General features: G+C 68.9%; 22 protein-coding genes and 1 pseudogene. 10 read left to right on the plus strand and 13 right to left on the minus strand.

Annotation, left to right across the window (positions count from 1 at the left end):
* The first annotated feature begins 227 nt into the window (after window positions 1-227).
* Window positions 228-1,115, plus strand: coding sequence for a LysR family transcriptional regulator (locus tag ABSF49_RS11625; RefSeq protein ID WP_424112835.1), 888 nt, complete (start codon window positions 228-230; stop codon window positions 1,113-1,115).
* Window positions 1,116-1,167: 52 nt separating this feature from the next.
* Here ABSF49_RS11625 and ABSF49_RS11630 read toward each other — a convergent pair whose 3' ends face one another.
* The gene (locus ABSF49_RS11630; protein WP_424112814.1) at window positions 1,168-1,854 is read right to left on the minus strand and encodes a transposase; all 687 of its coding nucleotides are present in this window, start codon (window positions 1,852-1,854) and stop codon (window positions 1,168-1,170) included.
* A gap of 213 nt (window positions 1,855-2,067) precedes the next feature.
* On the opposite strand from ABSF49_RS11630, the gene msrA reads away from it, so the two are divergent.
* Window positions 2,068-2,796: a peptide-methionine (S)-S-oxide reductase MsrA gene (msrA, locus tag ABSF49_RS11635; RefSeq protein ID WP_424112815.1), complete on the plus strand. Its 729-nt coding sequence runs from the start codon at window positions 2,068-2,070 to the stop codon at window positions 2,794-2,796.
* Between the two features lie 107 nt (window positions 2,797-2,903).
* On the opposite strand, the gene ABSF49_RS11640 is transcribed toward msrA, so the two are convergent.
* Window positions 2,904-3,134, minus strand: coding sequence for a hypothetical protein (locus tag ABSF49_RS11640; protein WP_424112816.1), 231 nt, complete (start codon window positions 3,132-3,134; stop codon window positions 2,904-2,906).
* A 267-nt stretch (window positions 3,135-3,401) separates the two neighbouring features.
* Between ABSF49_RS11640 and ABSF49_RS11645 the strand changes: the two genes are divergently transcribed.
* Window positions 3,402-4,196, plus strand: a complete 795-nt coding sequence (locus ABSF49_RS11645) for a threonine/serine exporter family protein (protein ID WP_424112817.1) — start codon at window positions 3,402-3,404, stop codon at window positions 4,194-4,196.
* A complete protein-coding gene (locus ABSF49_RS11650; protein ID WP_424112818.1) occupies window positions 4,193-4,672 on the plus strand; it encodes a threonine/serine exporter family protein in 480 nt (159 codons plus the stop codon). The genes ABSF49_RS11645 and ABSF49_RS11650 overlap by 4 nt, the downstream gene beginning before the upstream one ends.
* A gap of 198 nt (window positions 4,673-4,870) precedes the next feature.
* On the opposite strand, the gene ABSF49_RS11655 is transcribed toward ABSF49_RS11650, so the two are convergent.
* The 4 genes from ABSF49_RS11655 to ABSF49_RS11670 form a co-directional block, all read right to left on the minus strand.
* The gene (locus ABSF49_RS11655; protein WP_424112819.1) at window positions 4,871-5,083 is read right to left on the minus strand and encodes a hypothetical protein; all 213 of its coding nucleotides are present in this window, start codon (window positions 5,081-5,083) and stop codon (window positions 4,871-4,873) included.
* An 82-nt stretch (window positions 5,084-5,165) separates the two neighbouring features.
* Window positions 5,166-5,489, minus strand: coding sequence for a Dabb family protein (locus tag ABSF49_RS11660; RefSeq protein WP_424112820.1), 324 nt, complete (start codon window positions 5,487-5,489; stop codon window positions 5,166-5,168).
* A 168-nt stretch (window positions 5,490-5,657) separates the two neighbouring features.
* The gene (locus ABSF49_RS11665; RefSeq protein WP_424112821.1) at window positions 5,658-6,302 is read right to left on the minus strand and encodes a hypothetical protein; all 645 of its coding nucleotides are present in this window, start codon (window positions 6,300-6,302) and stop codon (window positions 5,658-5,660) included.
* 87 nt (window positions 6,303-6,389) lie between these two features.
* Window positions 6,390-7,964: a sensor histidine kinase gene (locus ABSF49_RS11670; RefSeq protein ID WP_424112822.1), complete on the minus strand. Its 1,575-nt coding sequence runs from the start codon at window positions 7,962-7,964 to the stop codon at window positions 6,390-6,392.
* Between the two features lie 247 nt (window positions 7,965-8,211).
* Here ABSF49_RS11670 and ABSF49_RS11675 point away from each other — a divergent pair, with 247 nt between their 5' ends.
* Window positions 8,212-10,047, plus strand: coding sequence for a caspase family protein (locus ABSF49_RS11675; protein WP_424112823.1), 1,836 nt, complete (start codon window positions 8,212-8,214; stop codon window positions 10,045-10,047).
* Window positions 10,048-10,078: 31 nt separating this feature from the next.
* Here the strand turns inward: ABSF49_RS11675 and ABSF49_RS11680 are convergent, their stop codons facing one another.
* Both ABSF49_RS11680 and ABSF49_RS11685 read right to left on the minus strand, forming a co-directional pair.
* Window positions 10,079-10,948, minus strand: a complete 870-nt coding sequence (locus ABSF49_RS11680) for an NAD(P)-dependent oxidoreductase (RefSeq protein ID WP_424112824.1) — start codon at window positions 10,946-10,948, stop codon at window positions 10,079-10,081.
* Between the two features lie 47 nt (window positions 10,949-10,995).
* On the minus strand, window positions 10,996-11,595 hold the full coding sequence (locus ABSF49_RS11685; RefSeq protein WP_424112825.1) for a DUF4865 family protein: 600 nt from the start codon (window positions 11,593-11,595) through the stop codon (window positions 10,996-10,998).
* 123 nt (window positions 11,596-11,718) lie between these two features.
* On the opposite strand from ABSF49_RS11685, the gene ABSF49_RS11690 reads away from it, so the two are divergent.
* Entirely contained in the window at window positions 11,719-12,621 is a 903-nt protein-coding gene (locus tag ABSF49_RS11690) for a LysR substrate-binding domain-containing protein (RefSeq protein WP_424112826.1), read from the plus strand.
* A gap of 15 nt (window positions 12,622-12,636) precedes the next feature.
* On the opposite strand, the gene mobA is transcribed toward ABSF49_RS11690, so the two are convergent.
* Window positions 12,637-13,230 carry a molybdenum cofactor guanylyltransferase MobA gene (mobA, locus tag ABSF49_RS11695; protein WP_424112827.1) on the minus strand — a complete coding sequence of 198 codons (594 nt, stop codon included), beginning with the start codon at window positions 13,228-13,230 and terminating at the stop codon, window positions 12,637-12,639.
* 148 nt (window positions 13,231-13,378) lie between these two features.
* On the opposite strand from mobA, the gene ABSF49_RS11700 reads away from it, so the two are divergent.
* Complete coding sequence (locus tag ABSF49_RS11700; protein ID WP_424112828.1) at window positions 13,379-14,503, plus strand: TRAP transporter substrate-binding protein; 1,125 nt, start codon at window positions 13,379-13,381, stop codon at window positions 14,501-14,503.
* 75 nt (window positions 14,504-14,578) lie between these two features.
* Here ABSF49_RS11700 and mctP read toward each other — a convergent pair whose 3' ends face one another.
* Both mctP and ABSF49_RS11710 read right to left on the minus strand, forming a co-directional pair.
* Window positions 14,579-16,150 carry a monocarboxylate uptake permease MctP gene (mctP, locus tag ABSF49_RS11705; protein ID WP_424112829.1) on the minus strand — a complete coding sequence of 524 codons (1,572 nt, stop codon included), beginning with the start codon at window positions 16,148-16,150 and terminating at the stop codon, window positions 14,579-14,581.
* Window positions 16,151-16,153: 3 nt separating this feature from the next.
* Window positions 16,154-16,324: a DUF3311 domain-containing protein gene (locus tag ABSF49_RS11710; protein WP_424112830.1), complete on the minus strand. Its 171-nt coding sequence runs from the start codon at window positions 16,322-16,324 to the stop codon at window positions 16,154-16,156.
* Window positions 16,325-16,490: 166 nt separating this feature from the next.
* On the opposite strand from ABSF49_RS11710, the gene ABSF49_RS11715 reads away from it, so the two are divergent.
* Window positions 16,491-16,964 (plus strand): DUF3828 domain-containing protein, encoded by a 474-nt coding sequence (locus ABSF49_RS11715; protein WP_424112831.1) that lies wholly within the window; start codon window positions 16,491-16,493, stop codon window positions 16,962-16,964.
* Here the strand turns inward: ABSF49_RS11715 and ABSF49_RS11720 are convergent.
* Window positions 16,945-19,095 carry a phytoene desaturase family protein gene (locus tag ABSF49_RS11720; protein WP_424112832.1) on the minus strand — a complete coding sequence of 717 codons (2,151 nt, stop codon included), beginning with the start codon at window positions 19,093-19,095 and terminating at the stop codon, window positions 16,945-16,947. The two genes, ABSF49_RS11715 and ABSF49_RS11720, sit on opposite strands and share 20 nt — an antisense overlap.
* Window positions 19,096-19,156: 61 nt before the next feature.
* On the opposite strand from ABSF49_RS11720, the gene ABSF49_RS11725 reads away from it, so the two are divergent.
* Both ABSF49_RS11725 and leuC read left to right on the plus strand, forming a co-directional pair.
* On the plus strand, window positions 19,157-19,759 hold the full coding sequence (locus ABSF49_RS11725; RefSeq protein WP_424112833.1) for a TetR/AcrR family transcriptional regulator: 603 nt from the start codon (window positions 19,157-19,159) through the stop codon (window positions 19,757-19,759).
* A gap of 102 nt (window positions 19,760-19,861) precedes the next feature.
* Window positions 19,862-21,300: pseudogene (gene leuC / locus ABSF49_RS11730) on the plus strand (3-isopropylmalate dehydratase large subunit).
* Window positions 21,301-21,499: 199 nt separating this feature from the next.
* On the opposite strand, the gene ABSF49_RS11735 reads toward leuC, so the two are convergent.
* A protein-coding gene (locus ABSF49_RS11735) for an IS630 family transposase (protein ID WP_424112834.1) occupies window positions 21,500-22,449 on the minus strand; the annotation gives its coding sequence in 2 pieces (ribosomal slippage) (window positions 21,500-22,110 and window positions 22,110-22,449; 951 coding nt in all).
* Window positions 22,450-22,624 lie beyond the last annotated feature (175 nt).

Consider the following 22,624-nt stretch of genomic DNA (forward strand, 5'->3'; position numbering starts at 1 on the left):
CGTCGATTGCGTCGCCCAGGCGCACCTGGCCGATCTTCTCCTCGGTGGCGGGGTTGAACAGGTCAAACAGCTCCTCACCGTGCGGGGTGACGAACTGGCCGTCGATGTAGACCCTGTCGATGGTACGCATGGCGCGCCTCCTCTGGTTGGTGAAGGGAAATGTGACATCTAACGATTGATCTGTTAAGACGATCAGAATGGCACAGGTTGATGCAAAAAATCGCGCAATGAGAGCGAGCCAATTGGAACTCGAAGCCGTAGTGGCGGTCGCTCGCCACGGTGGCTTCCGGGTTGCGGCGCGAGAACTGGACATGTCCTCCTCGGCGCTGAGCCACGCCGTGGCGGCTCTGGAAGCGCGTTTGGGCGTTCGTTTGTTCAACCGGACGACACGCAGTGTCGCCCTGTCCGCTGAAGGTGGGCAGTTCGTGGGGGAGATCGCCCCCGCCTTGGCCGCGATCCGCACCGCCATGGAACGGATCGATGAGCATCGCGCCGAGCCGGCCGGTACCTTGCGCCTGAATTTGCCGCTGGGCGCGGGGCGGATGGTCCTGTCGCCCCTGATCTCCGAATACATGCGCCGCTATCCCCGCGTGGCGGTAGACATGGTCACCGAAGGGGCGATGGTGGACATCGTAGGACAGGGCTTCGACGCCGGCGTTCGGCTCGAGGAGCTTGTTCCGCCGGACATGATCGCCGTGCCGATCACCCGTCGCATACGCTCGATCGTGGTGGGTTCGCCCGCTTACTTTGCGGGGCGAAAGCTGCCGAGAACGCCGGCTGACTTGGCAGAGCACCGCTGCATTCGTCGGCGCACGGGGCGCGGAACGATCTACCGTTGGGAGTTTGAAAAGCGTGGCGAGGCTATCGCAATAGACGTCCCTGGCCAGTTGACCCTCGACGATAGCGATCTGATGCTAGTGGCTGCTCTGGCCGGCGAAGGCCTAGCCTTTCTCTCTGACATCGCTGCCGCCAAGTCAATCGAGGCTGGCCTGTTGCTGCCGGTATTGGAAGATTGGTCGCCGGAATATCCGGGTCTTTGTCTCTACTATCCGAGCCGCCGCAATATTCCGGCCCGGCTGCGCGCGTTCATCGACCTGATCCGGCCATTACGGTGACACTTGCCATTACGCCATTACGGTGCATTACGGTGACACTTGCATAAATCCCCTATTTCTTCGCCCTGGCGGCCGTTTCCTCCCGCCGCTTGCGGCCCCGTTTCGCCGGGCGCGGATCGCGGCCGGACAGCGCCGCGACGCGGTCGAGAAAGGCGGGCGAGCCGAGCGGTCGGCCAATTGTCTCGGCCGCCCGCAGTGCGGCGATCGCGCTCGCTGGGGGCTCCGTGGCGATCAGGTCGGCGAAACGTCCGCCGCAGCGGACGATGAGCGGCGCGACCTCGACCAGCCCATCGTCGCGCCCGGCCAGATGCGCCCGCGCGCTCGACCACGGCCAGTCCTCGGCGCGGGCGACGAGCCGCGCCCGGACGGGGTTCAGCGCGACGTAGCGGGCCGCCGCCATCAAATGGTCCTCGTCCATGACGACCGAGGAAAAGCGCCCCTGGAAGAGGTGGCCGGTCGCCCGCGCCCGCGCGTTGACGAAGCTCGAATAGCGCCGATGCGCTTTGCCGAGCGCGCGCCCGAGGCCCTCGGGCGTTCGCGGCGCCAGGATGAGGTGGACGTGGTTGGGCATCAGGCAATAGCTCCACACCGCCACGCCCTCGCGCCCGCAGGCCTCGCGCAGGAGATCGCGATAGAGCGCGTAGTCGTCGTCGGAAAAGAACACCCGCTCGCGCCGGTTGCCGCGCTGGGTGACGTGATGGGGCAGATCGGGAACGACGAAACGGCCGATGCGCGCCATGTTCGACTCCACATTGAGAAGACCGCGGGTCAGCCTCACTCTAATTGGGAAATATGCAAGCGTCACCGAATTCCGTCCATGCAATCGCGTTCTTGTGAGCTCATTGCGCCCGTAACAATCCGGCCGATCACCGCGTATCTCGAAATGCCGACCGGACGTTTTCCGCTCGGCGGATCGGCTTCCGCGAGCAATCATACGGAACAGGAGAGAGCCATGTTCAAGACCAGGTCGATCGTCGGTCCCCTCGGCGGCGCGGCTTGCGTCGCCTTGGTCTTGGGCGCCTTCGCGATCACGCTCACCGGCGCGCGGTCGGCGGAGCCCGCGGTGGCGCTGCCGGCGCCGGCGCTTGGCGAGGCGGCGGATTCGGCGGCCGCGGAGGAGAAGGTGGTGCTCGCCGGCGGCTGCTTCTGGGGCGTTCAGGCGGTGTTCCAGCATGTGAAGGGCGTGACGGAGGCGGTGTCGGGATATTCCGGCGGCGACAAGCAAACCGCCGCCTACGAGCAAGTGAGCACGGGGCGGACGGGGCACGCGGAATCGGTCGAGGTGACGTTCGATCCGCACGTCGTCAGCTATGCAACGATCCTGCAGATCTATTTCTCGGTCGCGCACAACCCGACCGAACTCAATTACCAGGGCCCGGACTCAGGGTCGCAATATCGTTCCGCGATCTTCGCCGAGAGCGACGAGCAGAAGCGCGTCGCCGAAGCCTATATCGCCCAGCTCGCCGCCGCGAAGGCGTTCAGCGCGCCGATCGTCACCCGCGTCGAGGCGCTGCGCGGCTTCTATCCCGCCGAGGCCCATCACCAGAATTACGCGACGCTCAATCCCGACAGCCCCTATATCGCCTACAACGACGCCCCCAAGGTCGAGAATCTGTGGAAGCTGTTTCCCGGCGCGTTCCGCCAGAAGCCGAAGCTGGTCGCCGTCGCCGGCGACGATTGAGGCCGGCGCCGGGTGCGCGGCGTCAACGCGCGGACGCTCGGCGCAAGGCCGGGCGTGACGCGGGGGGATTGGCTGAGCGACCCTCGCCGTCGTGACGTCCGAATGCGTCAGAAGTTGAAAAACTTCTCCCGCAGCGCGTCCTCGTATTGCTTCTTGGCGGCTTTGACGGCGGTGCGAAGCTCGTCCTCGCGAAAATGCGCTCCCTCCCACCGGTCGACTTCGGCGACCGAATGATTGACCGACGCCAGCGCTTCTTCTTCGCGGATCGCCTTGATCCAGTCTTCGACCGCCGCTTTGTAGGCGGCCTGCATGCGATCGAGTTCGGCTTGGTCTGCCATGCGACCTCTCCGGTCCGCCACGACGCCGCGCGGCCCATGCGCGGAGGAGACGCTTCAAAACGCCCCGCGCCTCCGCGTCGACAGCGCCCGCCGGCGCAAGAACACCATGGTTCTGAGACGGCCATGTGAAACGGCGGATATGAATTCGGGCCGTGACGCAATTTGGCCGCCGCGCCCTTGCCGGCTTCCGAATCGCCCGCGCCGCGGCTACAGGTGGCGAGGGCCTCGGCGGCCTGGGTGACGGCGGGAGCGGGAAGGGGAAGGCCGATGAGCGCGGCGGCGGATCCGGTGGTGCTGCGCCATCGCGATCTCGAAAGAATCGCCAATGTGGCGCTGAGGGTCGGCCGCGTCCTGATGGAATGCGGCGGGCGGGTCCGCGTCGTGCGCGAAGGCATGCGGCTCACCGCCCAGGGCCTCGGCGCCGAGGTGGTCGGCGAGCGCGTCGGCTATGCTTCGCTGACCCTGACGGTCGGCGCCGGCGAAGAGACGATCACCCGCATGATCGACGTCGGCCCGCATGGGGTGAACTACCAGCTCGACGTTGCGGTGCGCCGCTACGCGACCCAACTCGCAGAGCAGGGCGGCGCGCCGCACGAGGTCAACGAGACGATCGACCGGCTGGTCCGCGAGACGCGCCGCCATCCGCTGTGGCTGGTCGCGCCGGCGACCGGCCTCGCCTGCGCCGCGTTCGGCCGCCTGCTCGGCGTCGATGGACCGGCGTTCCTGCCGATCCTCGTCGCCGGCGCCGTCGGCCAATGGCTCCGCGCCAAGCTGCACGCCCGCGGGACGAACCCGTGCCTGATCGCCGCGGTGATCGCCTTCATCGCCGGCGCGATCGGCGGCTTCGGCGCGCGCGCCGCCGGTTCGTCGAGCGCCGAGATGGCGTTGATCGCTTCGACGCTGCTGCTGGTGCCCGGCGTGCCGGCGACCAACGCCCAGACCGACATCATGGAAGGGTTCCCGACCGTCGGCAGCGCGCGGGCGGTCTCGGTCGCCATGATCATGGTGTTCGCCACCATCGGCATCTGCGGCGCCGAAGCGGTGCTGGGGATGCTGACGTGACGCTTCTCTCCGCTCAGCTCGTGCTCGACGTCGCCCATCAGGGCGCCTTCGGCGCGCTCGCGGCCTGGGGCTTCGGCGTGCTGTTCAATTTCGATTGGCGCAGCCTGATCTGGTGCTCGGCGCTGGGCGCGCTGGCGCTCGGGGTCAGGACGTTGGCGCTCGCCGGCGGATGGAGCCTGGAGGCGGCGTCGTTCGCCGCGGCGCTGGCGGCGGGCGCCGTCGTCACTTTGACCTCCCGGCGGCGCGGCGAAGGCGCCGACATGATCGCGCTCGCCGGCTGCATCCCGATGGTGCCGGGCGCCTTCTTCGGCAAGGCGATCCTCGGTCTGTTCGCGGTGACCGCGCCGGCGCCCGCGCATGCCGAGGAGACGGCGATCCTCGCCATCGTGGCGATGACGCGGGTGATCCTGACGCTGGGCGCGATCGGCGCCGGCCTCGCCATCCCCTCGCAGATGTCGCGCCGCCGCGGGTTTTAGAGCGGAAAGAGGGGCGCCGAGGGTCGGCTCTCCCGTCGACCCACCGCGCCATTGACCGAACCCTCACCGTCATGGCCGGGCTTGACCCGGCCATCCATGCGGCGCCGCTTGGTCGAAGCGGTGGAATGGACGCGCAACGGGAAGACGTGGATGGCCGGGTCAAGCCCGGCCATGACGCTGAATGATGGTGCTTCGCGCTCAGCTTCTCGCGGTTCCGTGCGCGCCGTGCGACGGTGCGCCGGCGCCGGCGGCGCGCTGGAGGTCGTCGACGGCCTGGGCGAAGTCGTCGCCGGGCTTGGCCGCGCCGCCGATCTTCTGGGGGTCGGCGTCCTGCGGCGCGACAGGAGCGCTGGCGCCGGAGGCGACGAGGTCGACGAGAATCTTGCCGACGAGCGGCAGCGCAGGGATCATCTTGGCTTCCTTTCCCGCGAACCGGCGGGCGACGCGTGAAAGCCGAGGATGATGGCGCGAGCTTGCGCGAGCGTGACTTCGCTCAGCGCGCCGACTGAAAGTCGACGACGCAGACTTTCTCCAGCGACGGGTCGAGATGGCGGCGGCAGAAGGCCTGGTGGGCGGGGTGGGGCAGGTAGGCGTCGCGGCCTTCAGGGCCGTCGAAGCTGACGATGAAGCAATGGGTGAAGCCCTGGTCGAGCCCTTCCGGGCTGGAGTTGCGGCCCCATTCGAAGCCACGCACGAACGGCAGCTCGACGCACAGGGCGCGAAAGGCGTTCTCGATCGCGACGACGGCGTCGTTTGACGCGCTCGGCTTGAACTTGAACAGAACGACGTGACGATAAGCGCCGGCGCCTTCCGCCATCATGCCCACTCCTGCTTGCGCGGCGAAGCGCGCTGACCGCAGAGCTTATACCGGCTGCGGCGAGCGGGCGCGAATGCCGCGTTTTGGCCCTGCGACATCAAGCCACGCAGATCTGGCCGGAGCGCTCGCCGAGCGCGTCTGGCGCGAAACCTTGTCGGCGCGCTCGGCTCAGGCGGTCCGAGGCGCCGTTGCGGCGGCGGCGGCCGGCAGCGGCACGGTCCCGGCGTAGCGATGGATGAGGACGGCGGTCAAAAGGACGCCGGCGCTGAGCGCGATGACGACGACCGCAATGGCGATCATCGCGCCGAGGATCGCCGCCTTGCCCTTGGCGTCGCCGCGGCCCTTGGCGACCGACGCGAACAGCTTGCCGACCGCCTGGAACGCCGGGCCGAGCCCGTTGATCGCGCCCATCGTGTTGTGGACTTGCGCCAGCGTGTTGTAGGCGGCGAGGCCGATATTCATCAGGCTGTGTTGGCGATACGCGGCGATCCAGGACTCGATGGTGATGATCAGGCCCGTGCCGAGCGCGGGGAAGATGATGGTGAGGTACCACAGGCTCACCGCCCCGTTCAGTTGGTCGCCGGTGAAAATATCGGGGAACAGGGCGTTCGCCAGGAACAGCAGCGGGAACAGGAAGACGGAACTGAAGCCGATGGCGCTCTGGATCGCGCCGCACCAGACCAGCACGCGGATCGAGCCGCCAACCGCCTTCGACTCGACCCAGGCTCGGCCGCAGCTCCGCGCGTTCCACCACGAAATGCCGAAGTTCAGCGCCAGGATCAGGTAGAGCCAAATCGGAACCGATCCGTCCATGCCGACGTTCCCCCTCGCGGCGCCTGCCGACAACGTCGCAAATCTCGCCCGCTCGGGGCGGCTTGGCAAGGCGGCGCCGAAGCGTCCTTACGCCGCTACGCGGCGGCTCCAACGGCGGGCGCGGCGCTGCGTGCGCTGCTCGGGCGTCTCCTCGGGCGGCGCGGTCGGGTCGAGCTGCGGCAGGGCGTCCATCACCCGCTCGGGCGGGAAGATGACGATGACTTCGGTGCCCTCGCGCAGCTTCGACTTGAGCCGGAACTCGCCGCCGTGCAGCTCGACCAGGCCCTTGACGATCGGCAGGCCGAGGCCGGAGCCTTCTTCGGCGTTCTTCTGCGCCAGCGAGCCGCGGCCGAACGACGACAGCACGATCGGAATTTCTTCTTCGGCGATGCCGGGTCCGGTGTCGCGGATCGACAGATACTGCCCGCCGGCGCTGGTCCAGCCGACCTTGATCGTGATCGTTCCGCCCTGCGGCGTGAACTTGATCGCGTTCGAGAGCAGGTTGAGCGTCACCTGGCGCACCGCCTTCTCGTCGGCCCAGATGCGCGGCAGGTCGCTGTCGAGCTGCTCGACGATGGCGATGTTGCGCCCCTTGGCGCGCATCGCCAGCAGGTGGCGGCACTCCTCGACCACGCCGGGCAGCGACACCGATTCCTCTTTCAGCTCGTAGCGGCCCGCCTCGACCCGCGACAGGTCGAGGATCTCGTTGATCAGCATCAGCAGATGCTGGCCGCTCGAATGGATGTCGTTGGAATAGTCCTTGTAGACGGCGACCGAATGGGCGCCGAACAGCTCCGCCTTCATCACCTCCGAGAAGCCGAGAATGGCGTTGAGCGGCGTGCGCAGCTCGTGGCTCATCGTCGCCAGGAAGCGCGACTTGGCGAGATTGGCGCTCTCGGCGCGCCGCCGCGCCTCGTCGGAATTGAGCTTGGCCTGCTCGAGCTCGGCGATCAGCGCGTCCTTTTCCGCCTGGAACGACAGGCCGGCGAGCGAGGTGCGATGGAGCCGGTTGGCGAGGATGACGAAGTAGACGAGGATGCCGACGCACAGCGCCGACATCAGCAGCGCCTGCCCGCGCGTCGTCGGCCCGAGCACATAGACGATCGCGATCGCCATCGGCAGCAGGCCGCCGGCGACGGCGAAGGGAATCGCCGAGGCGACCATCGCCGTCATGCCGGAGACCAGCAGCAGGACGACCAGCACGAAAGTGCGGGCGTTGGGGTCGGCCGATTGCAGCAGCAGGACGACGAGCAACGCCCAGGCGCCGCCGGCGAAGGTCTCGGCGACGATGAATTTGCGCCGCCAGGCGGGGGAGGCCTTTTCCGGCTCGGGCAGATCGAGGAAGGCGATCGCCAGCCCGTAGCGCACCGCCAGCGAAACGGCGAGCAGCACGCCCCAGGTGACGACCTTGGGCGCCGGCACCCAGTAGCAGGCGATCGCGCCGACCGCGAGCGCGACCAGCGCCATCGCCGGCGTCGCGCCGGCGACGCTGTTGGCGAACAGCCGCGCCAGCGAGGCGTACTGACCGGTGAAGTCGATCGAATTGGTGGTGAGCGTCTGACGCGCCTGGCGCATCTTGAGCGTCATCGCCCGCCGTCGCGCCGCGGCGGCGGGATCGCCGACGCGACCCTTGTCGTTTTTCTCCGACGCAACCTCGACCATGACCGCCCGACGCGCGCACGCTGCTACCCTTTCAGGATCATGACGATTAATCGTTAACGAGCGGCTACGAGCGACCCGCGATTCCGCGCCAAAATCCTTTCCGGAACGGTCCGTCGGGCGGCGTCCCACGCCTGTCCCGCTGCGTCCCGCGCGCCGCGACGGCGCCCCCATTCAGGCGCGGTTCAGACGCATTGGCCCATGAGCACGCGTTCGCGGGCGCCCAATCGGCCGCGATGGAGAAAGGGAAATGCCGGCACGCTGGCCGTTCGCGCTGCTCGCCGCGTTTCTGCTGGCGGGGGCGACGCCGGCGGCGACGTTCGCGCAAGCGGCCGCGCCGCCCAATCCGCGCATCGCCCTGGTGATCGGCGAAGCGACCTACGGCGATCAGACGCTCGCCACGCCGGTCAACGACGCCGCGCTGATCGCCCAGACCCTCCAGGCGGCCGGCTTCGACGTCGTCGGCGCGCGCGATCTCGACGGGACGTCGATGCGCGCGGCGATGCGCGACTTCCTCGACAAGGCGGCGGCGGTCGGCCCCGACATGCAGGCTTTCGTCTATCTCGCCGGCCGCGGCGTGCAATACGAAGGCGACAATTTCTTCGTTCCCGTCGACGCGCAGCTCGCCCGCGATTCCGATGCGCCGATGGAGGCGATCCGGGTCGCCGACTTCGCCCACGCGCTCGCCTCCGAGCCGGGGCGCGCGCGCATCCTCGTCCTCGATGCGGCGCGGGCCAATCCTTATCCCGGCCAAGGTCAGCCGTTCGCCGGCGGCCTCGCGCTGGTCGATCCCGATCCCGGCGCGCTCGTCGCCTTCGACGCCGCGCCCGGCGCAATCGTCGGCGACGAACGAGGCCCCTACGGCGTTTACGCCAAGACGCTCGCCGGGGCGATGCGCGAAGGCGGCGTGCCGATCGAGGACGTCTTCGCCCAGACGCGCGTGCAGGCGAACCAGGCGACCGGCGGCGCGCAGGCGCCATGGAGCGCCTCCAAGCTTTCCGCGCCCTATTACGTGTTCGAGCGCGCCGCCGACGCGCCGCCGCCGCCGGCCGTCGCCGCCTATGCCGACGCGGCGAGCAAGCCGATCCGCGCCTTCCCGGCCGATCAGGCCTATTCCGTCGCGCTCGGTCGCGACACGCTCGCCGCCTATTCCGATTTCCTCGCCGCCTATCCGAATGCGCCGGAAGCCAGGCGCGTGCGCGCGATTCTCGCCGTGCGACGCGAGGCGCTGTTCTGGCGGCGCGCGGTGGCTGAGGACACGGCCTCCGCCTACTGGACCTATCTCAGCCGCTATCCGCGCGGGCCCCATGTCGTCGACGCCGGCCGGCGGCTGGCGATTCTCGCCGCGGCGGCGCAGCCGCCGAGCGATTTCGCGCCGGGGGACTACGCCGACCTGCCGCCGCCGCCTGAGGCCGAATACGTCTACGCCGATCAGCCGGCCACCGTCTTCGTCGGCCCGGACTACGGCCCGCCGCCGCCCCCGCCGCCCGGCTTCGCCGCGATCGAGGACGACGATTGGCGCCGCCTGCCGCCGCCGGCGCCGCCGGTCGCGGTCGGCGTGTTGCCGGCGCTCGCGGTCGCCATTCCGTTGCCGAGCGGCGCGCGCGCTTATCGCGACGCCGGCCGTCTAGAGGGTCGCGCCCCGCTCGGCGCGCCGCCCCCGCCGCAGGCGCAGAATCCGCCGCCGCCGCCGCTGCCGGACGGCATCAAGCCGAAGCCGGTTGCGACGTCGCCAACCTCGAACGGCGGACCGAGGCCGCCGCCGGCGCTCATGCCGACGCCGAGCCCGAGCCCCGGCCCGACGCCGCCGATTCTGACGCCGGAGAAGGAATCGCGCGAGCCGACGCCGAGCCCGAGCCCGATGAAGAGCGTCAGGTCGAAGCCGACGCCGGACGAAGGCGCGGCGGGCGGCAAGCCGCCGTCCGAACCGAAACCGCTCAAGGCGCTGCGCGGCCCGGGGCCGGGAGAGGGCGAGGCGATCACGCCCGAGTCGAAGCCTGCGCCGCCGACTCGGTTGAGCCCGCCGCCCGGCAAGCCCGAGCGGCAAGCTTGCGGCAAGCCCGACACGCCGCCCTGTCCGCGGTGAGGCGAGAAAAGCGGAGGGCTTCGGCCCTCCCTTACTTTTGCAGCCGCGCGATCAGGCTCGACGTGTCCCAGCGGCGCCCGCCCATCGCCTGCACGTCGGAATAGAACTGATCGACCAGCGCCGCGACCGGCAGATGCGCGCCGTTGCGGCGGGCTTCGTCGAGGCAGATCGCCAGGTCCTTGCGCATCCAATCGACGGCGAAACCGAAGTCGAACTTCCCGGCGATCATCGTCTTGTGGCGATTGTCCATCTGCCACGACTGGGCCGCGCCCTTGGCGATGACGTCGACCACAAGCTCGGCGTCGAGGCCGGCGCGCTGAGCGAAATGCAGCCCTTCGGCGAGGCCCTGGACCAGACCGGCGATGCAGATCTGGTTGACCATCTTGGCGAGCTGGCCCGAACCGACCGGCCCCATCAATTTGCACGCGCGGGCATAGGCGGCGATCGCCGGTTCGACCATGGCGAAGGTCGCTTCGTCGCCGCCGCACATCACCGTCAGCGCGCCGTTCTCGGCCCCGGCCTGGCCGCCGGAGACCGGCGCGTCGACGAAGCCGAGGCCGCGTTTTTCCGCTTCGCGCGCCAGTTCGCGCGCGACATCGGCGGAAGCGGTGGTGTGGTCGACGAAGACCGCGCCCTTGGCCATGCCGGCGAAGGCGCCGTCGGGACCGAGCGTCACCGCGCGCAGATCGTCGTCGTTGCCGACGCAGGCGAAAACGATGGCGCGGCCGCGCGCCGCCTCGCGCGGCGTCGGCGCCGCGACGCCGCCGTGCTCGGCGACCCATTTCTGCGCTCTCGCCGCGGTGCGGTTGTAGACGACGACGTCGCAGTCGCCGCGGCCCTTGAGGTGGCCCGCCATCGGATAGCCCATGACGCCCAGTCCGAGAAACGCGACTTCAGCCAATGTCCTCTCCATCTCGACGGCGCGAGCGCGCGCCTTGCGTGGGCGCTCTATAGCGCCTTTTGTCCGGCGACGCTCGGGCCCCCGAGCGAGACGTGGCCGACGTCGTAAAGCGCGACGCCGTCGCGGCGCGCGGGCGGTTCGCGCCACAGCCGGAAGCGCACGCGGGTCCAGTTCGTCGGCTCGAAGCCGGCGACGGCGGCGAGCGCGCCGCGTTCGATCGCTTGGTCGGCCGCTTCGTCTTCTTGCGCCTCGAGCGCGTCGAGCGGCGAAAAGGGCGCGATCGGCGCAATCTCGCTTGTGGCGAATCGCGCCTGCTCGACGTCGCGCGCCAGCCACGCGCGCCAGACGATCCAGATGCGGACCTGCGGCCAGCCGAACGCGTCCGAGACCCCGGCGAAGCCGCGGCCGGTGAGGAAGTCGTTCATCGCCGCCGCGTCGTCCCAGACATAGAACGGCGCGTAGAGGTTCTCCCGTTGCGCCCCGTCGCGGCGGGCGGAGAGATAGGCCTTGGCCCGCAAACCGGGCAGACCGTCGAGCGCCGGCCCCTTTTCGGCGATGCGCCGCTCGACGTTTCCCATGTCGTAATCGGCCGGAAGGGTGAAGCTGTACTGCATCGCCAGGGCGGGCGGATTGGCTTTCGGGTTCATCGCCGGGCTCCTTCGCGGCGCGCCGCCCGAGCGCGGCGCGCTTGACCGAAGCGGCTTAGGCTTGCATGATCGTCCCGACAATCAGGAAGTTCTTGACTGATTGTTTCGACAATCAGGACGATAATGGCGACCCGGATCACATTCGACCTCGACGCCCTGCGCAGCTTCGCCGTCGGGATCGAGCTTGGCGGTTTCGCCAGGGCGGCGGACCGGCTCGGCCGCTCGACCTCGGCGGTCAGCGCCCAGCTCAAGAAGCTCGAGGGTCAGGCGGGCGCGCCGATCCTGCGCAAGTCGGGCCGCGGCCTGGCGCTGACGCCGACCGGCGAGACGCTGCTCGCCTACGCCCGCCGCCTGATCGAGCTCAACGACGAGGCGGTCGCCGCGGCGCGCGGGGTCGAGCTCGAGGGCTGGGTGCGGATCGGGCTGCAGGAGGATTTCGGCGAGACGTTGCTGCCGGAGGCGCTCGGCCGCTTCGCCCGCGCCCATCCCAAGGTCAGGGTCGAGGCGCGGGTCGAACGCAACGCCGCGCTGATCGACGGGGTCGTCTCGGGCAAGCTCGATCTCGCGCTCGCTTGGGACGGCGACGTCGCGACGCCGCATGGCGAGCGGATCGCCGAGACGGCGATGCGCTGGATCGGCCCGGCCGGGCGCGACGACGTCTGGCGCGCGGCGAGCGGCGAACCGCTGCCGGTGGCGGCGATGGAGGCGCCGTGTCTGTTCCGCCGCGTCGCGATCGACGCGCTCGATCTCGCCGGGATCTCGTGGCGGCTCGCTTTCGTCAGCGCCAGCCTCGCCGGCGTTTGGGCGGCGACGGCGGCGGGGCTCGGCCTGGCGGTGCGCACCTCGCTCGGCCTGCCGGCGAACCTGCGCGCGCTCGGCGAAGACGAGTGCGGCCTGCCGCCGCTGCCCTCGCTGGCCGTGAAGCTGCATCGCGCCGAGGCCGAGCCGGGAGCGGCGACGCAGCGGCTGGCGGCGATCGTCGCCGAGACGCTGGGCGAGGCGATCGCGCGCAGCGCTTCGGCGTAAGCTGTCGCGTCGCGCTCAGCCGAGCCGCGCCCGCGCGGCGGCGAAATCGGCGGGCGTGTTGAGATTGGCGAAGGCGTCGGCGTCGGCGAACAATGCTTCCGCTGCGCCGAGCCGCGTCATCAGCGCGCGCGGGCCGCCGTCGCCCGCCGCCAGCGCCGTCTCGACCGCGCGCGTGAGCGCGCTCGACCACAGCGCGAACATCGGTTCGAGGCCGCGCGCGCTTGTCGCGACCGCGAGCGGCGCGCCCTTTTCATCGGCCGCCGCGGCGAGCCGCGCGACGAGATCGAGCGGCAGGAACGGCGCGTCGCACGGCGCGGTCGCGAGCCATGCCGCGCCCTGCGATTGCGCGTAGCGAAGCGCCGCGGCAATGCCGGCGAGCGGCCCGCCGCCGGCGTTCGCCGCCGCATCGGCGACGATTGCGCAACCCAAGGAGCCGAAGCGCGCCGCGTCGCCATTGGCGTTGAGGAACAGCGCGTCGACCTGCGGCGCGAACCGCGCCGCCACATGGGCGACGAGCGGCCGTCCGGCGAGCGGCGCCAGCGCCTTGTCGAAGCCCATGCGGGCCGATCGTCCGCCCGCCAGCACGACGCCCGCCGTCTTGAGGCTCACGAAGCGCATCTCCCAGCGTCAGCCAAATTCCGCGCCGCGACCGCTCGATCGCCGCAATTTAGACCGTAAAAGTGATATAGCCGAAACGGGTTCGGCAAACGAACCGGCGCGTCCGCGCCGCAGAGTCGCGACGATGGGGAGAGTACGGATGGCGGCGGGACGTCGACAATTCATCGTAGGCTTGGGCGCCGCCGCGGCGGGCGCAGGAATCGCCGCCCCGGCGCTCGCCGATTCGACGCCCAATGTGCAGTGGAAGCTGACGTCGAGCTTCCCGACCTCGCTCGATCTCATCTACGGCGGCGCGCAGACGCTCGCCGACGCCGTCTCCGACATCACCGACGGCCGTTTCACCATCAAGCTGTCGCCGGCCGGCGAGATCGCGCCGGCGCTGGAGGCGCTCGACGCCGTCGCCGACGGGCGCGCCGACTGCGCCCACACCGCGCTCTCCTATTACTGGAACAAGGACCCGAGCTTCGTTTTCGCTTCGTCGACGCCGTTCGGCATGAACGCGCGCCAACATGCGGCCTGGCTGCAGGAAGGCGGCGGCGGCGCGCTGATCGACGACTTTCTCGCCGAGCGCAAGATCATCGCGCTGCCGGCCGGCAACACCGGCGGGCAGATGGCAGGCTGGTTCCGCAACGAGATCCGCACGCCCGCCGACTTCAAGGGCCTCAAGCTGCGCATCGGCGGTTTCGCCGGCAAGGTGTTCCAGACGCTCGGGGCCGAGCCGATGGCGACGCCGAAGGACGGAATCTACGCCGCGCTCGAATCGGGCGGCCTCGACGGCTTCGAATGGGTCGGCCCCTACGACGATGAGCGCTTCGGCGACAAGCCCGACGGCGCGAAGCAGCCGATCTCGAAAGTCGCGCCGAACTATTATTACCCCGGCTGGTGGAAGGGCGGCATGCAACTGCATCTCGCCGTCGCCAAGGACAAGTTCGACGCGCTGCCGAAATCCTATCAGGCGGCGCTGCGCGCCGCGGCTGCGGCGGCCAATGCTTCGGTGCTGGCCAAATACGACGCCGCCAATCCCGGCGCATTGAAGCGCCTCGTCGTCGGCGGCGCGCAATTGCGCCTGTTCCCCCAGGACGCGCTCGAAGCCTGCTACAAGACCTCCAACGATCTCTATGCGCAATTGTCGAACGACGATCCGAACTTCAAGAAGATCGCCGATTCCTACATGGCGTTCCGCGCCGACCAATATCTGTGGTGGCAGGTCGCTGAATATTCCTTCGACAATTTCATGATCCGCGAGCGGCGCAGCAAGTCGTAGCGATCGTCGCCTCCCTTCTTTCCGCGATCGGGGAGAAAGTCAGGACGAGGCCCGAGTAGGCCCAAGCGCAACGCGCTATGCCGCCATCGCGCTGTCCTCGTAGTCGGCCGGCGCCGTTTCGTCGGCCGCCTGCGAGCGGATGACGAGCGACAGCAAAGTCGCGACGACGATGTTGACGATGACGGCGGTCAAGCCGTTGTAGGCGGCGAAATGCAGGCCGAGGTCGACGGGTCCGACGAAGGGAACGTCCCAGGCGAGCCCATGCACCGGCGTCCACGCCTTCTCTCCCCACGACAACGCCGTGCCGACGAACATGCCGGCCGCCCAGCCGACGAGCAGCGCCCAGCCGTTGAACCAGCGGGTGTAGAGGCCGAAGATCAGCGCCGGGAAGATTTGCACCATCCACACGCCGCCGAGCAGTTGCAGGTCGAGCGCGAACTGGGTCGGCATGAGAAAGATCACCGCCAGCGCGCCGACCTTGACCACCAGCGACGCGAGCTTCGCCAGCACCGATTCCTCGCGCGGCGTCATCGCCGGGTGGATGAACGGCTTCCAGATATTGCGGGTGAAGGTGTTGGCGGCGCCGATCGACATCACCGCCGCCGGCACCAGCGCGCCGAGCGCGATCGCCGCGAAACAGAAGCCGGCGAACCAGTCGGGGAACGCCCACAGCACCAGTTGCGGCACAGCGTCCTGCGGCGAGGAAACCTTGACGTTCGCCGCGATCGCCATCACGCCGAGGAGCGCGATCAGCCCGAGCACGAACGAATAAGCCGGCAGGGTCATGGTGTTGAAGCGGATCGCCTTGCTGCTGGAGGCGGCGAGCGCGCCGGTCATCGCGTGCGGATACATGAACAGCGCCATCGCCGAGCCGATCGCCAACGTGATATAGGGGCCGATCTGCCCGGGCGTCAGCGTCACGCCGGCGGCGAGCTTGGCGTTGGCCGCGACCTTGGCGGCGTAAGCGGCGTCGGCGGCGGCGAAAATCTTGATGAAGCCGCCGAGCTCGATCGGGATGACGATCACCGCGGCGATGATGAAGACATAGATCATCGCGTCCTTGACGAAGGCGATCATCGCCGGCGCGCGCAGGCCGCTCTTGTAAGTGTAGAGCGCGAGGATGACGAAGGCGATGGTGATCGGCGCGTGCTGCATCAAGCCGTGGCCGGAGAAGCCGAGCGCGAGGATCACCTTCTCCATGCCGACGAGCTGCAGCGCGATATAGGGCATGGTGGCGAGAATGCCGGTGATCGAGACGGCGAGTTCGAGCCAGCCATTGCCGTAGCGGCCGAGCACGAAATCGCCGGCGGTGATGTAGCCGTGCTTGTGCGACACCGCCCACAGCCGCGGCATCGTCATGTAGAGGAACGGATAGATGATGATCGTGTAGGGGACGGCGAAGAAGCCGTAGGCGCCGATGGCGAACACGACGGCGGGAATGGCGATGACGGTGTAGGCGGTGTAGAGGTCGCCGCCGAGCAGGAACCAGGTGACCCACGGGCCGAAGCGCCGCCCGCCCAGGCCCCATTCATGGATATGGTCGAGGTCGGCCGCCTTCCAGCGCGAAGCGATGAAGCCGAGCCCGGTGACGAGGCCGAAGAAGACGACGAAGACGATCGTCGCGACGACGTTGAGATGGTCGAACATCGCTCACGCCTTCCGCAGGCGGTCGGCGGCGTAGATCGTCAACGCCGAGACGGGGATCAGCAGGAGCTGGAACCAGTAGAAGAAGGGGATGCCGAACAGGGTCGGCTCAGTCATGTTGTAGAGCGGCGCCCACAGCGCGATCACGCAGGGAATCCACAGCAGCAGATGTCGCATCCGTTCCCCCCTCGTCGACGCGGTCGCCATTGCCGCGTTCGTCCCGACGTTTCGCCTTGCTTAGCGACTTTCGGCGACGCGGTCGAGGGGCGGGAAGAGCGACGGACCGGTTGACTCGAGGGCCGCTCCACCCGCACTTTCGCATGGGAAGACGGGGAGGCGAAGCTTGCGCTGGTCGACGATGGTTCTGCTGGCGGCGGCGGCCGCCGTTCCGATGGCCGCGCGCGCCGCGGGCGAGAGTTCGCCCGCCGACGTGACGACGGCGATCTACCGCATCTACGCCGGTCCGAAGGGCGACTATCAGACCGGCAACCTCGACGACAAGCGGGTCGCCGTCTATCTGTCGAAGTCGCTGCGCGCCGCGTTGAAGGCGATGGACGCGCGCTCGAAGAAGCTCAACGAGCCGATCCTCGATTTCGATCCGGTCACCGATTCGCAGGACCCTGAGGTCGAGAAGCTGACGATCGCGCCCGAAGGCGACGCGGCCGCGACCGCCACCTTCTTCAGCGGCGACGTCAAGCATGTCGTCCGCTACAGCTTCGTGCCCGAGGACGGCGCGTGGAAGGTCGACGACATCTCCGGCGGCGCCGGCGACGAGACGTTCGATCTGCGCGACATCATCAAACCGCCGAAGAAATAGCGGCCGGCTGCGCCTCGGCAACCGCTGGCGCGCTTGCCGCCGCTTCGGTGCGCGGCCGCGCCAGCAGTCCCGGGACCAGCGCCTCGGCGGCGAGCGCGCCGGAGATTGCGACCGCCTCGACGCCCGGCCCGTGGGTCGCGGCGCCGGCGACGACGAGGTTGCGGATCGGGCTCTTGGCGCCGCGCAGCCGGCCTGAACCCGAGACTCCGTAGATCGCCCCGTCGCTGGCGAGGTCGTAGCGCGCGTAGGTGACCGGGCTCGCTTCCGAGCGATGGACGATGTGGGCGCTGAGGCCGGGCAGGGCGGTCTCGGCGGCGGCGATCATCGCGTCGGCGAGCGCGCGCTTCTTCGCTTCGTATTCAGGCGTGAAGCGCAGCGCCTTCCAGTCGTCGCCGCCCGCGGCGGGGAACCAGGCGCGCGCTTCGTCGTTGGTCAGCAGCCTAATGATTCCGACGGTCGAATGGCCGGCCGGCGCGGCGCTCGGATCGACCTGGGTCAGCACTTCGACGCCGATATGCTGGTCGACGAGGTGCAGCGCCGGCCGGCAGTCGGGGACATAGTCGACGCCGAGGTGGACCATGAACGCCGAGGGACCCGGCGCCGCGGCGGCGAGGCGATCGGCGAAGCGGGCGGGCAGCGCGTCATGGCCGACGAGCTCGAGGAAGGTGCGTTTGACGTCGGCGTTCGAGACGATTGCACGCGCTGCGATGCGCCGGCCGTCGGCGAGCGCGACGCCGACCGCGCGGCCGTCAGCGATCAGGATGCGCTCGACGCGCGTCTTCAGCCTGACCGTTCCGCCGCGCGCCTCGATCGCTTCGACCAGGACTTGAGCGAGGCGCTCCGAGCCGCCGACCGGATAGAAGCCGCCGTCGAAATAATAGCCGAACAGCGGGACCATCTGGGCGCAAGTCAGCCGCTCGGTTCCGTCGCTGACGTAGCCGGTCAGCGCCGTGAGCAAGCGCTTGGCCTGCGGGTCGGAAACGTGGCGCGCGACGAGCTCGTCGAACGGCCGATCCATCCATTGCACGGCGAGCGGATGGTTGCGGGCGAAGGCGAGCATCGCCTCGGCGCCGCCCGGCAGGCCGGGGATGCCGCCGTTGTCGGCGCCGGTCGCGTACATGCCGTCGGAAATCGCCTTGATCTCCTCGAACAGCGCCTTCAGGCCTGCTGCGTCGGCGGGGAACTGGCGGCCGAGCTCGGCGGCATAGGCGCGTCCGTCGCGCGGCGGTTCGACGACGCGGTTGGCGAAGCGGTAGGAATGGTCGAGCCGGCGCCAGTCGAGCTGGCCGGCGACGCCAAGCCGGGACAGGATCGCGTTCACTGGGCCGCCGGTATGAACGCCGGAGAAATCGTGCGGGCCGGCGTCGAAGCGATAGATGCAGGGGCGGCCGTCGTGGCGCGCCTTGCGCAGGAACGTATGGCAATAGCCGCCGGGCACGACATGGGCCTCGTAGACGGCGACCTTGAGGCCGGAATCGGCGAGCAGCGCGGCCGAAACGAGGCCGCCGATCCCGGCGCCGACGACGGCGACGTCGACCGAATCGTCGTTGTTTGCGCCGTCGAAGCGCGGCGCCGGCCAGCGATAGTCGGAGGATTTGGCGATCTGGCGCGCGAGGACGAGGCGGATCAGCGCCGTCGGGCCGAAGATCGAGGCGAGCGCGCCGAAGACGAACACCGCGGTCGTGGCCAACCCGCCGAGCTTGAGCGCGAGGATCGCCGCATCGAGCAGGAACAGAACCGCCCACAGCCCGGAGATCATCATGTTGACGACCAAGAAGAGCGGGCTCGCCGATTCGGCGGAAAAGGCGGCGCGCGCATAGTCGGCGGTCCACGGCCGCTTCAGCGCGACGCTGACGAGCGCGGTGAGGCCGAGCCCGGCGAAGGACAGCCACAAAGCCGCGCCGGCGAAGAAGGCGGGCGCCGCGACGTCGATCGCCGCCATCGCCAGGAAGGTCGCCAGCGCGCCGATCTCGATCAGGTAGACCTCGCGCCGCGTCCAGCGCCAGGCGGTCATCGCCAGCGCGGCGACCAAGCCGATGGCGAGCGCCTCGCCGGGGGAGGCGAATCCGAGCAACAGCCAGAAGGCGGCGAGCGGGGCGAGGCCGAACTGGGCGGCGACGAAGGTCTGCATGGCGCGGTCTCCTAAGGGGAGGGGCTATGTTTACGGCGTAAACTATGCCATGATGTTATCAATGTCAACTTCGAATCGCTCCTCCTATCACCACGGCGCCTTGCGCCCGGCCCTGATCGCCGCCGCGCGGGCTTTGCTGCTCGACGAAGGCGGCCCCGCCGCGGTCGGCTTGCGCGAGGCGGCGCGGCGGGTCGGCGTCTCGCCGACCGCAACCTACCGCCATTTCAAAGACAAGGACGCGCTGCTGGCGGCGCTCGCGGTCGAGGGCTTTCGCGAATTCGGCGCGGCGCTCGCGGCGTCCGAGCGCGCGCCCGAGCCGCTCACGGCGATGGGCGCGGCCTATGTCGATTTCGCCCTTTCCAAGCCCGGCATGTTCCGGCTGATGTTCTCGCCGATGCTGTCGGCGCGGCGCGACGACGCGGAGCTGCGGGCCGCCGCCAACGCCGCCTTCGCCACGCTCGCCCGCGGCGTCGGCGCACGCTCGGACGCGCCGCCGAGCGCACAGATTCCGGCGGCGGCGATCGCCGCGTGGTCGCTCGTCCACGGCCTGTCGCATCTCATCCTCGACGGCGTGCTGCCGCGCGAGGCGGCCGCTGCGTTCAAGCAGGCGATCCTCGGCCCGGCGAAGGACGCGCCTGGTCTGGATTTCCTGCGGCCGCGCTGAGCCGCCCGCCCTCTTTTTTCTTGCGCTCAAACAGCTTAGAAGGCGTCCCTCGCCCCGGGCGCGACGCCGCGCCTGCCGATGCGAGGGGCGCAGGAGCGTTTCATGGCCAAGCCGCGCACGATGTACGACAAGATCTGGGACGACCACGTCGTCGAGACCGGCGCCGACGGGACGTCGCTCATCTACATCGATCGCCATCTCGTCCACGAGGTGACGAGCCCGCAGGCGTTCGAAGGCCTACGTCTGACCGGCCGCAAGGTGCGCGCGCCGGAAAAGACGCTCGCCGTCGTCGACCACAATATCCAGACGACCGACCGCAGCCAGGGCATCGCTGATCCGGAGAGCCGGCTGCAGGTCGAGCAACTCGCCGAGAACGCGCGCGAATTCGGCATCGAATATTACAACGAGTTCGACCCTCGCCAGGGCGTCGTCCACATCATCGGCCCCCTCGCCAGGGCGTCGTCCACATCATCGGCCCCGAGCAGGGCTTCACCCTGCCGGGCACGACGATCATCTGCGGCGACAGCCACACCTCGACCCACGGCGCCTTCGGCGCGTTCGCGCTCGGCGTCGGCACCAGCGAGGTCGAGCATGTGCTGGCGACGCAGACGCTGATCCAGTCGAAGGCGAAGAACATGAAGGTCGTCGTCGACGGCAAGCTCGCCGACGGCGTCACGGCGAAAGACATCATCCTCGCCATCATCGGCCAGATCGGCACGGCGGGCGGCACCGGCCACGTCATCGAATATGCCGGCGAGGCGATCCGCGCCTTGTCGATGGAAGGGCGGATGACGGTCTGCAACATGTCGATCGAGGGCGGCGCGCGCGCTGGGCTGGTCGCGCCCGACGAGAAGACCTATTCCTATCTCAAGGACCGACCGATGGCGCCCAAGGGCGCCTTGTGGGATCAGGCCCGCCGCTATTGGGAGACGCTCGTCTCCGACGACGGCGCACATTTCGACGAGATCGTGCGGCTCGACGCCGCCGATCTGCCGCCGATTGTCTCCTGGGGCACCAGCCCGCAGGACGTCGCGATGATCGGCGGCTTCGTGCCGAAGGTCGAGGACGGCGCGACCGAGGCCAAGCGCGCCTCGATCAAGCGCGCGCTCGACTACATGGGCCTCAAGGGCGGCGAGAAAATCGCCGACCTCGCCATCGACCGCGTGTTCATCGGTTCGTGCACCAACGGCCGCATCGAGGATCTGCGCGCCGCGGCCAAGGTCGTCGCCGGCCACAAAGTCAGCGAGCGCGTCAACGCGATGGTCGTGCCGGGCTCGGGGCTGGTGAAGGCGCAGGCCGAGGCCGAGGGGCTCGACAAGATCTTCACCGCCGCCGGCTTCGAGTGGCGCGAGCCGGGCTGCTCGATGTGCCTGGCGATGAACCCCGACAAGCTTCTGCCGGGCGAGCGCTGCGCCTCGACCTCGAACCGCAATTTCGAGGGCCGTCAGGGCTACAAAGGCCGCACCCATCTCGTCTCGCCGGCGATGGCCGCCGCCGCGGCGATCGCGGGGAAGTTCGTCGACGTGAGGGAGTGGCGGTAAGGGCGCCGCCCGCCTTTGTCAACGCGGACGCAGAGATACGCTTGACGACCTATCCCAATTCTGGGATAAACAGCGATGGCGCGTCTGCGCATCGCCGGCGAGAAGCCGCTCGATTGGGTCGGCTCGTCGAAAAGGGACTTTCTCGGCTTCCCGCCCCAGGTGAAGGATGAAATGGGCGTGGCGCTAGAGCGCTCTGCATTTAGGCGTGGGCATAGCCTGAGTTGGCGAGGTAGCTGGCGCATTCGTTAGGGGAGAACTCGGCGAGCGCGTCGGCGAGGGTGTCGGAGACGGCGTCGAAGGTGCGCGGGGCGGCTTTTCGCACGAAGCCTTTGAGCTTGGCGAAGACCTGCTCGATCGGATTGAGGTCGGGCGAGTATTTGGGAAGGAAGAGAAGGCGAGCGCCGGCGGATTTGATCGCCCGTCGAACGGCTTTGCCTTTGTGCGATCCGAGATTGTCGGCCACGACGATGTCGTCGGGCTTGAGGGCGGGAACCAGGAACTGCTCGACATAAGCGCGGAAGCGCTCGCCATTGATCGGGCCGTCGAACAGGCATGGCGCTTCGACGCGGTCGCAGCGCAGCGCGGCGAGGAAGGTCTGGGTCTTCCAATGTCCGTGCGGGACCTTGTCGATCAGCCTGCGTCCGCGCGGCGCCCAGCCGTAGCGGCGGGTCATGTTGGTTTTGGTCCAGGTCTCGTCGATGAAAACCAGCCGCGAAGGATCGACCCGAGCCTGGTATTTCCGCCAGCGCAGCCGATGCCGTTTCACGTCCGGGCGATCCTGCTCCGCTGCGACCACGGTCTTTTTTTGAGCGTCAGGCCAATACGGCGCAGGAAGCGGCTCATCAGCGAGGTGTCGCTCTTCACGCCGCGCTCGGCCAGCAACCGGTCGCACAGCGCCTGCAGCGTGACGTCGGGCTTCTCAGCCCGCAGACCCTCCACGAAGGCCCGATGCGGCTCCAGCTTCGGGCGCTTGTAACCGCCCATCTTCGCCGCGGCGCGAACCCCAGTCCGCTCAAAGCGTTCCAGCCACTTGATCGCCACGGAATCGCTGACGCCAAAGCGCGCCGCCGCGCCGCGGCGACTCATTCCTCCGCCAGCCACCGCGTCAATCACCCGGTCGCGCAAATCCTGAGAGTAAGCTCCAGCCATCCCTGCTGGCCTCCATCCAGCCAGCAGGTTGAATCAGAACGTCGCTGATTTGGGAATCCCTCCCGATTCAGCCTAACGTCCGAGCGCTCTAAAGCGAGACACACGATTTGAGTGACATGAGCCTTTAGGAGGCTTCATGTCACAACAAGCGATGCGGGTATTTTCGACTGAGTTC

This window comes from Roseiarcus sp. (genome assembly GCF_049514155.1).
GTDB lineage: Bacteria > Pseudomonadota > Alphaproteobacteria > Rhizobiales > Beijerinckiaceae > Roseiarcus.

Coding starts and splice junctions, on each gene's coding strand:
- ABSF49_RS11670 (WP_424112822.1), bottom strand. CDS start 7,964: ATGGTCGAGGTTGCGTCGGAGAAAAACGACAAGGGTCGCGTCGGCGAT.
- ABSF49_RS11640 (WP_424112816.1), bottom strand. CDS start 3,134: ATGGCAGACCAAGCCGAACTCGATCGCATGCAGGCCGCCTACAAAGCG.
- ABSF49_RS11690 (WP_424112826.1), top strand. CDS start 11,719: ATGGCGACCCGGATCACATTCGACCTCGACGCCCTGCGCAGCTTCGCC.
- ABSF49_RS11685 (WP_424112825.1), bottom strand. CDS start 11,595: ATGAACCCGAAAGCCAATCCGCCCGCCCTGGCGATGCAGTACAGCTTC.
- ABSF49_RS11720 (WP_424112832.1), bottom strand. CDS start 19,095: ATGCAGACCTTCGTCGCCGCCCAGTTCGGCCTCGCCCCGCTCGCCGCC.
- ABSF49_RS11700 (WP_424112828.1), top strand. CDS start 13,379: ATGGCGGCGGGACGTCGACAATTCATCGTAGGCTTGGGCGCCGCCGCG.
- ABSF49_RS11675 (WP_424112823.1), top strand. CDS start 8,212: ATGCCGGCACGCTGGCCGTTCGCGCTGCTCGCCGCGTTTCTGCTGGCG.
- mctP (WP_424112829.1), bottom strand. CDS start 16,150: ATGTTCGACCATCTCAACGTCGTCGCGACGATCGTCTTCGTCGTCTTC.
- msrA (WP_424112815.1), top strand. CDS start 2,068: ATGTTCAAGACCAGGTCGATCGTCGGTCCCCTCGGCGGCGCGGCTTGC.
- ABSF49_RS11660 (WP_424112820.1), bottom strand. CDS start 5,489: ATGGCGGAAGGCGCCGGCGCTTATCGTCACGTCGTTCTGTTCAAGTTC.
- ABSF49_RS11725 (WP_424112833.1), top strand. CDS start 19,157: ATGTCAACTTCGAATCGCTCCTCCTATCACCACGGCGCCTTGCGCCCG.
- ABSF49_RS11655 (WP_424112819.1), bottom strand. CDS start 5,083: ATGATCCCTGCGCTGCCGCTCGTCGGCAAGATTCTCGTCGACCTCGTC.
- ABSF49_RS11630 (WP_424112814.1), bottom strand. CDS start 1,854: ATGGCGCGCATCGGCCGTTTCGTCGTTCCCGATCTGCCCCATCACGTC.
- ABSF49_RS11645 (WP_424112817.1), top strand. CDS start 3,402: ATGAGCGCGGCGGCGGATCCGGTGGTGCTGCGCCATCGCGATCTCGAA.
- ABSF49_RS11710 (WP_424112830.1), bottom strand. CDS start 16,324: ATGCGACATCTGCTGCTGTGGATTCCCTGCGTGATCGCGCTGTGGGCG.
- ABSF49_RS11665 (WP_424112821.1), bottom strand. CDS start 6,302: ATGGACGGATCGGTTCCGATTTGGCTCTACCTGATCCTGGCGCTGAAC.
- ABSF49_RS11625 (WP_424112835.1), top strand. CDS start 228: ATGAGAGCGAGCCAATTGGAACTCGAAGCCGTAGTGGCGGTCGCTCGC.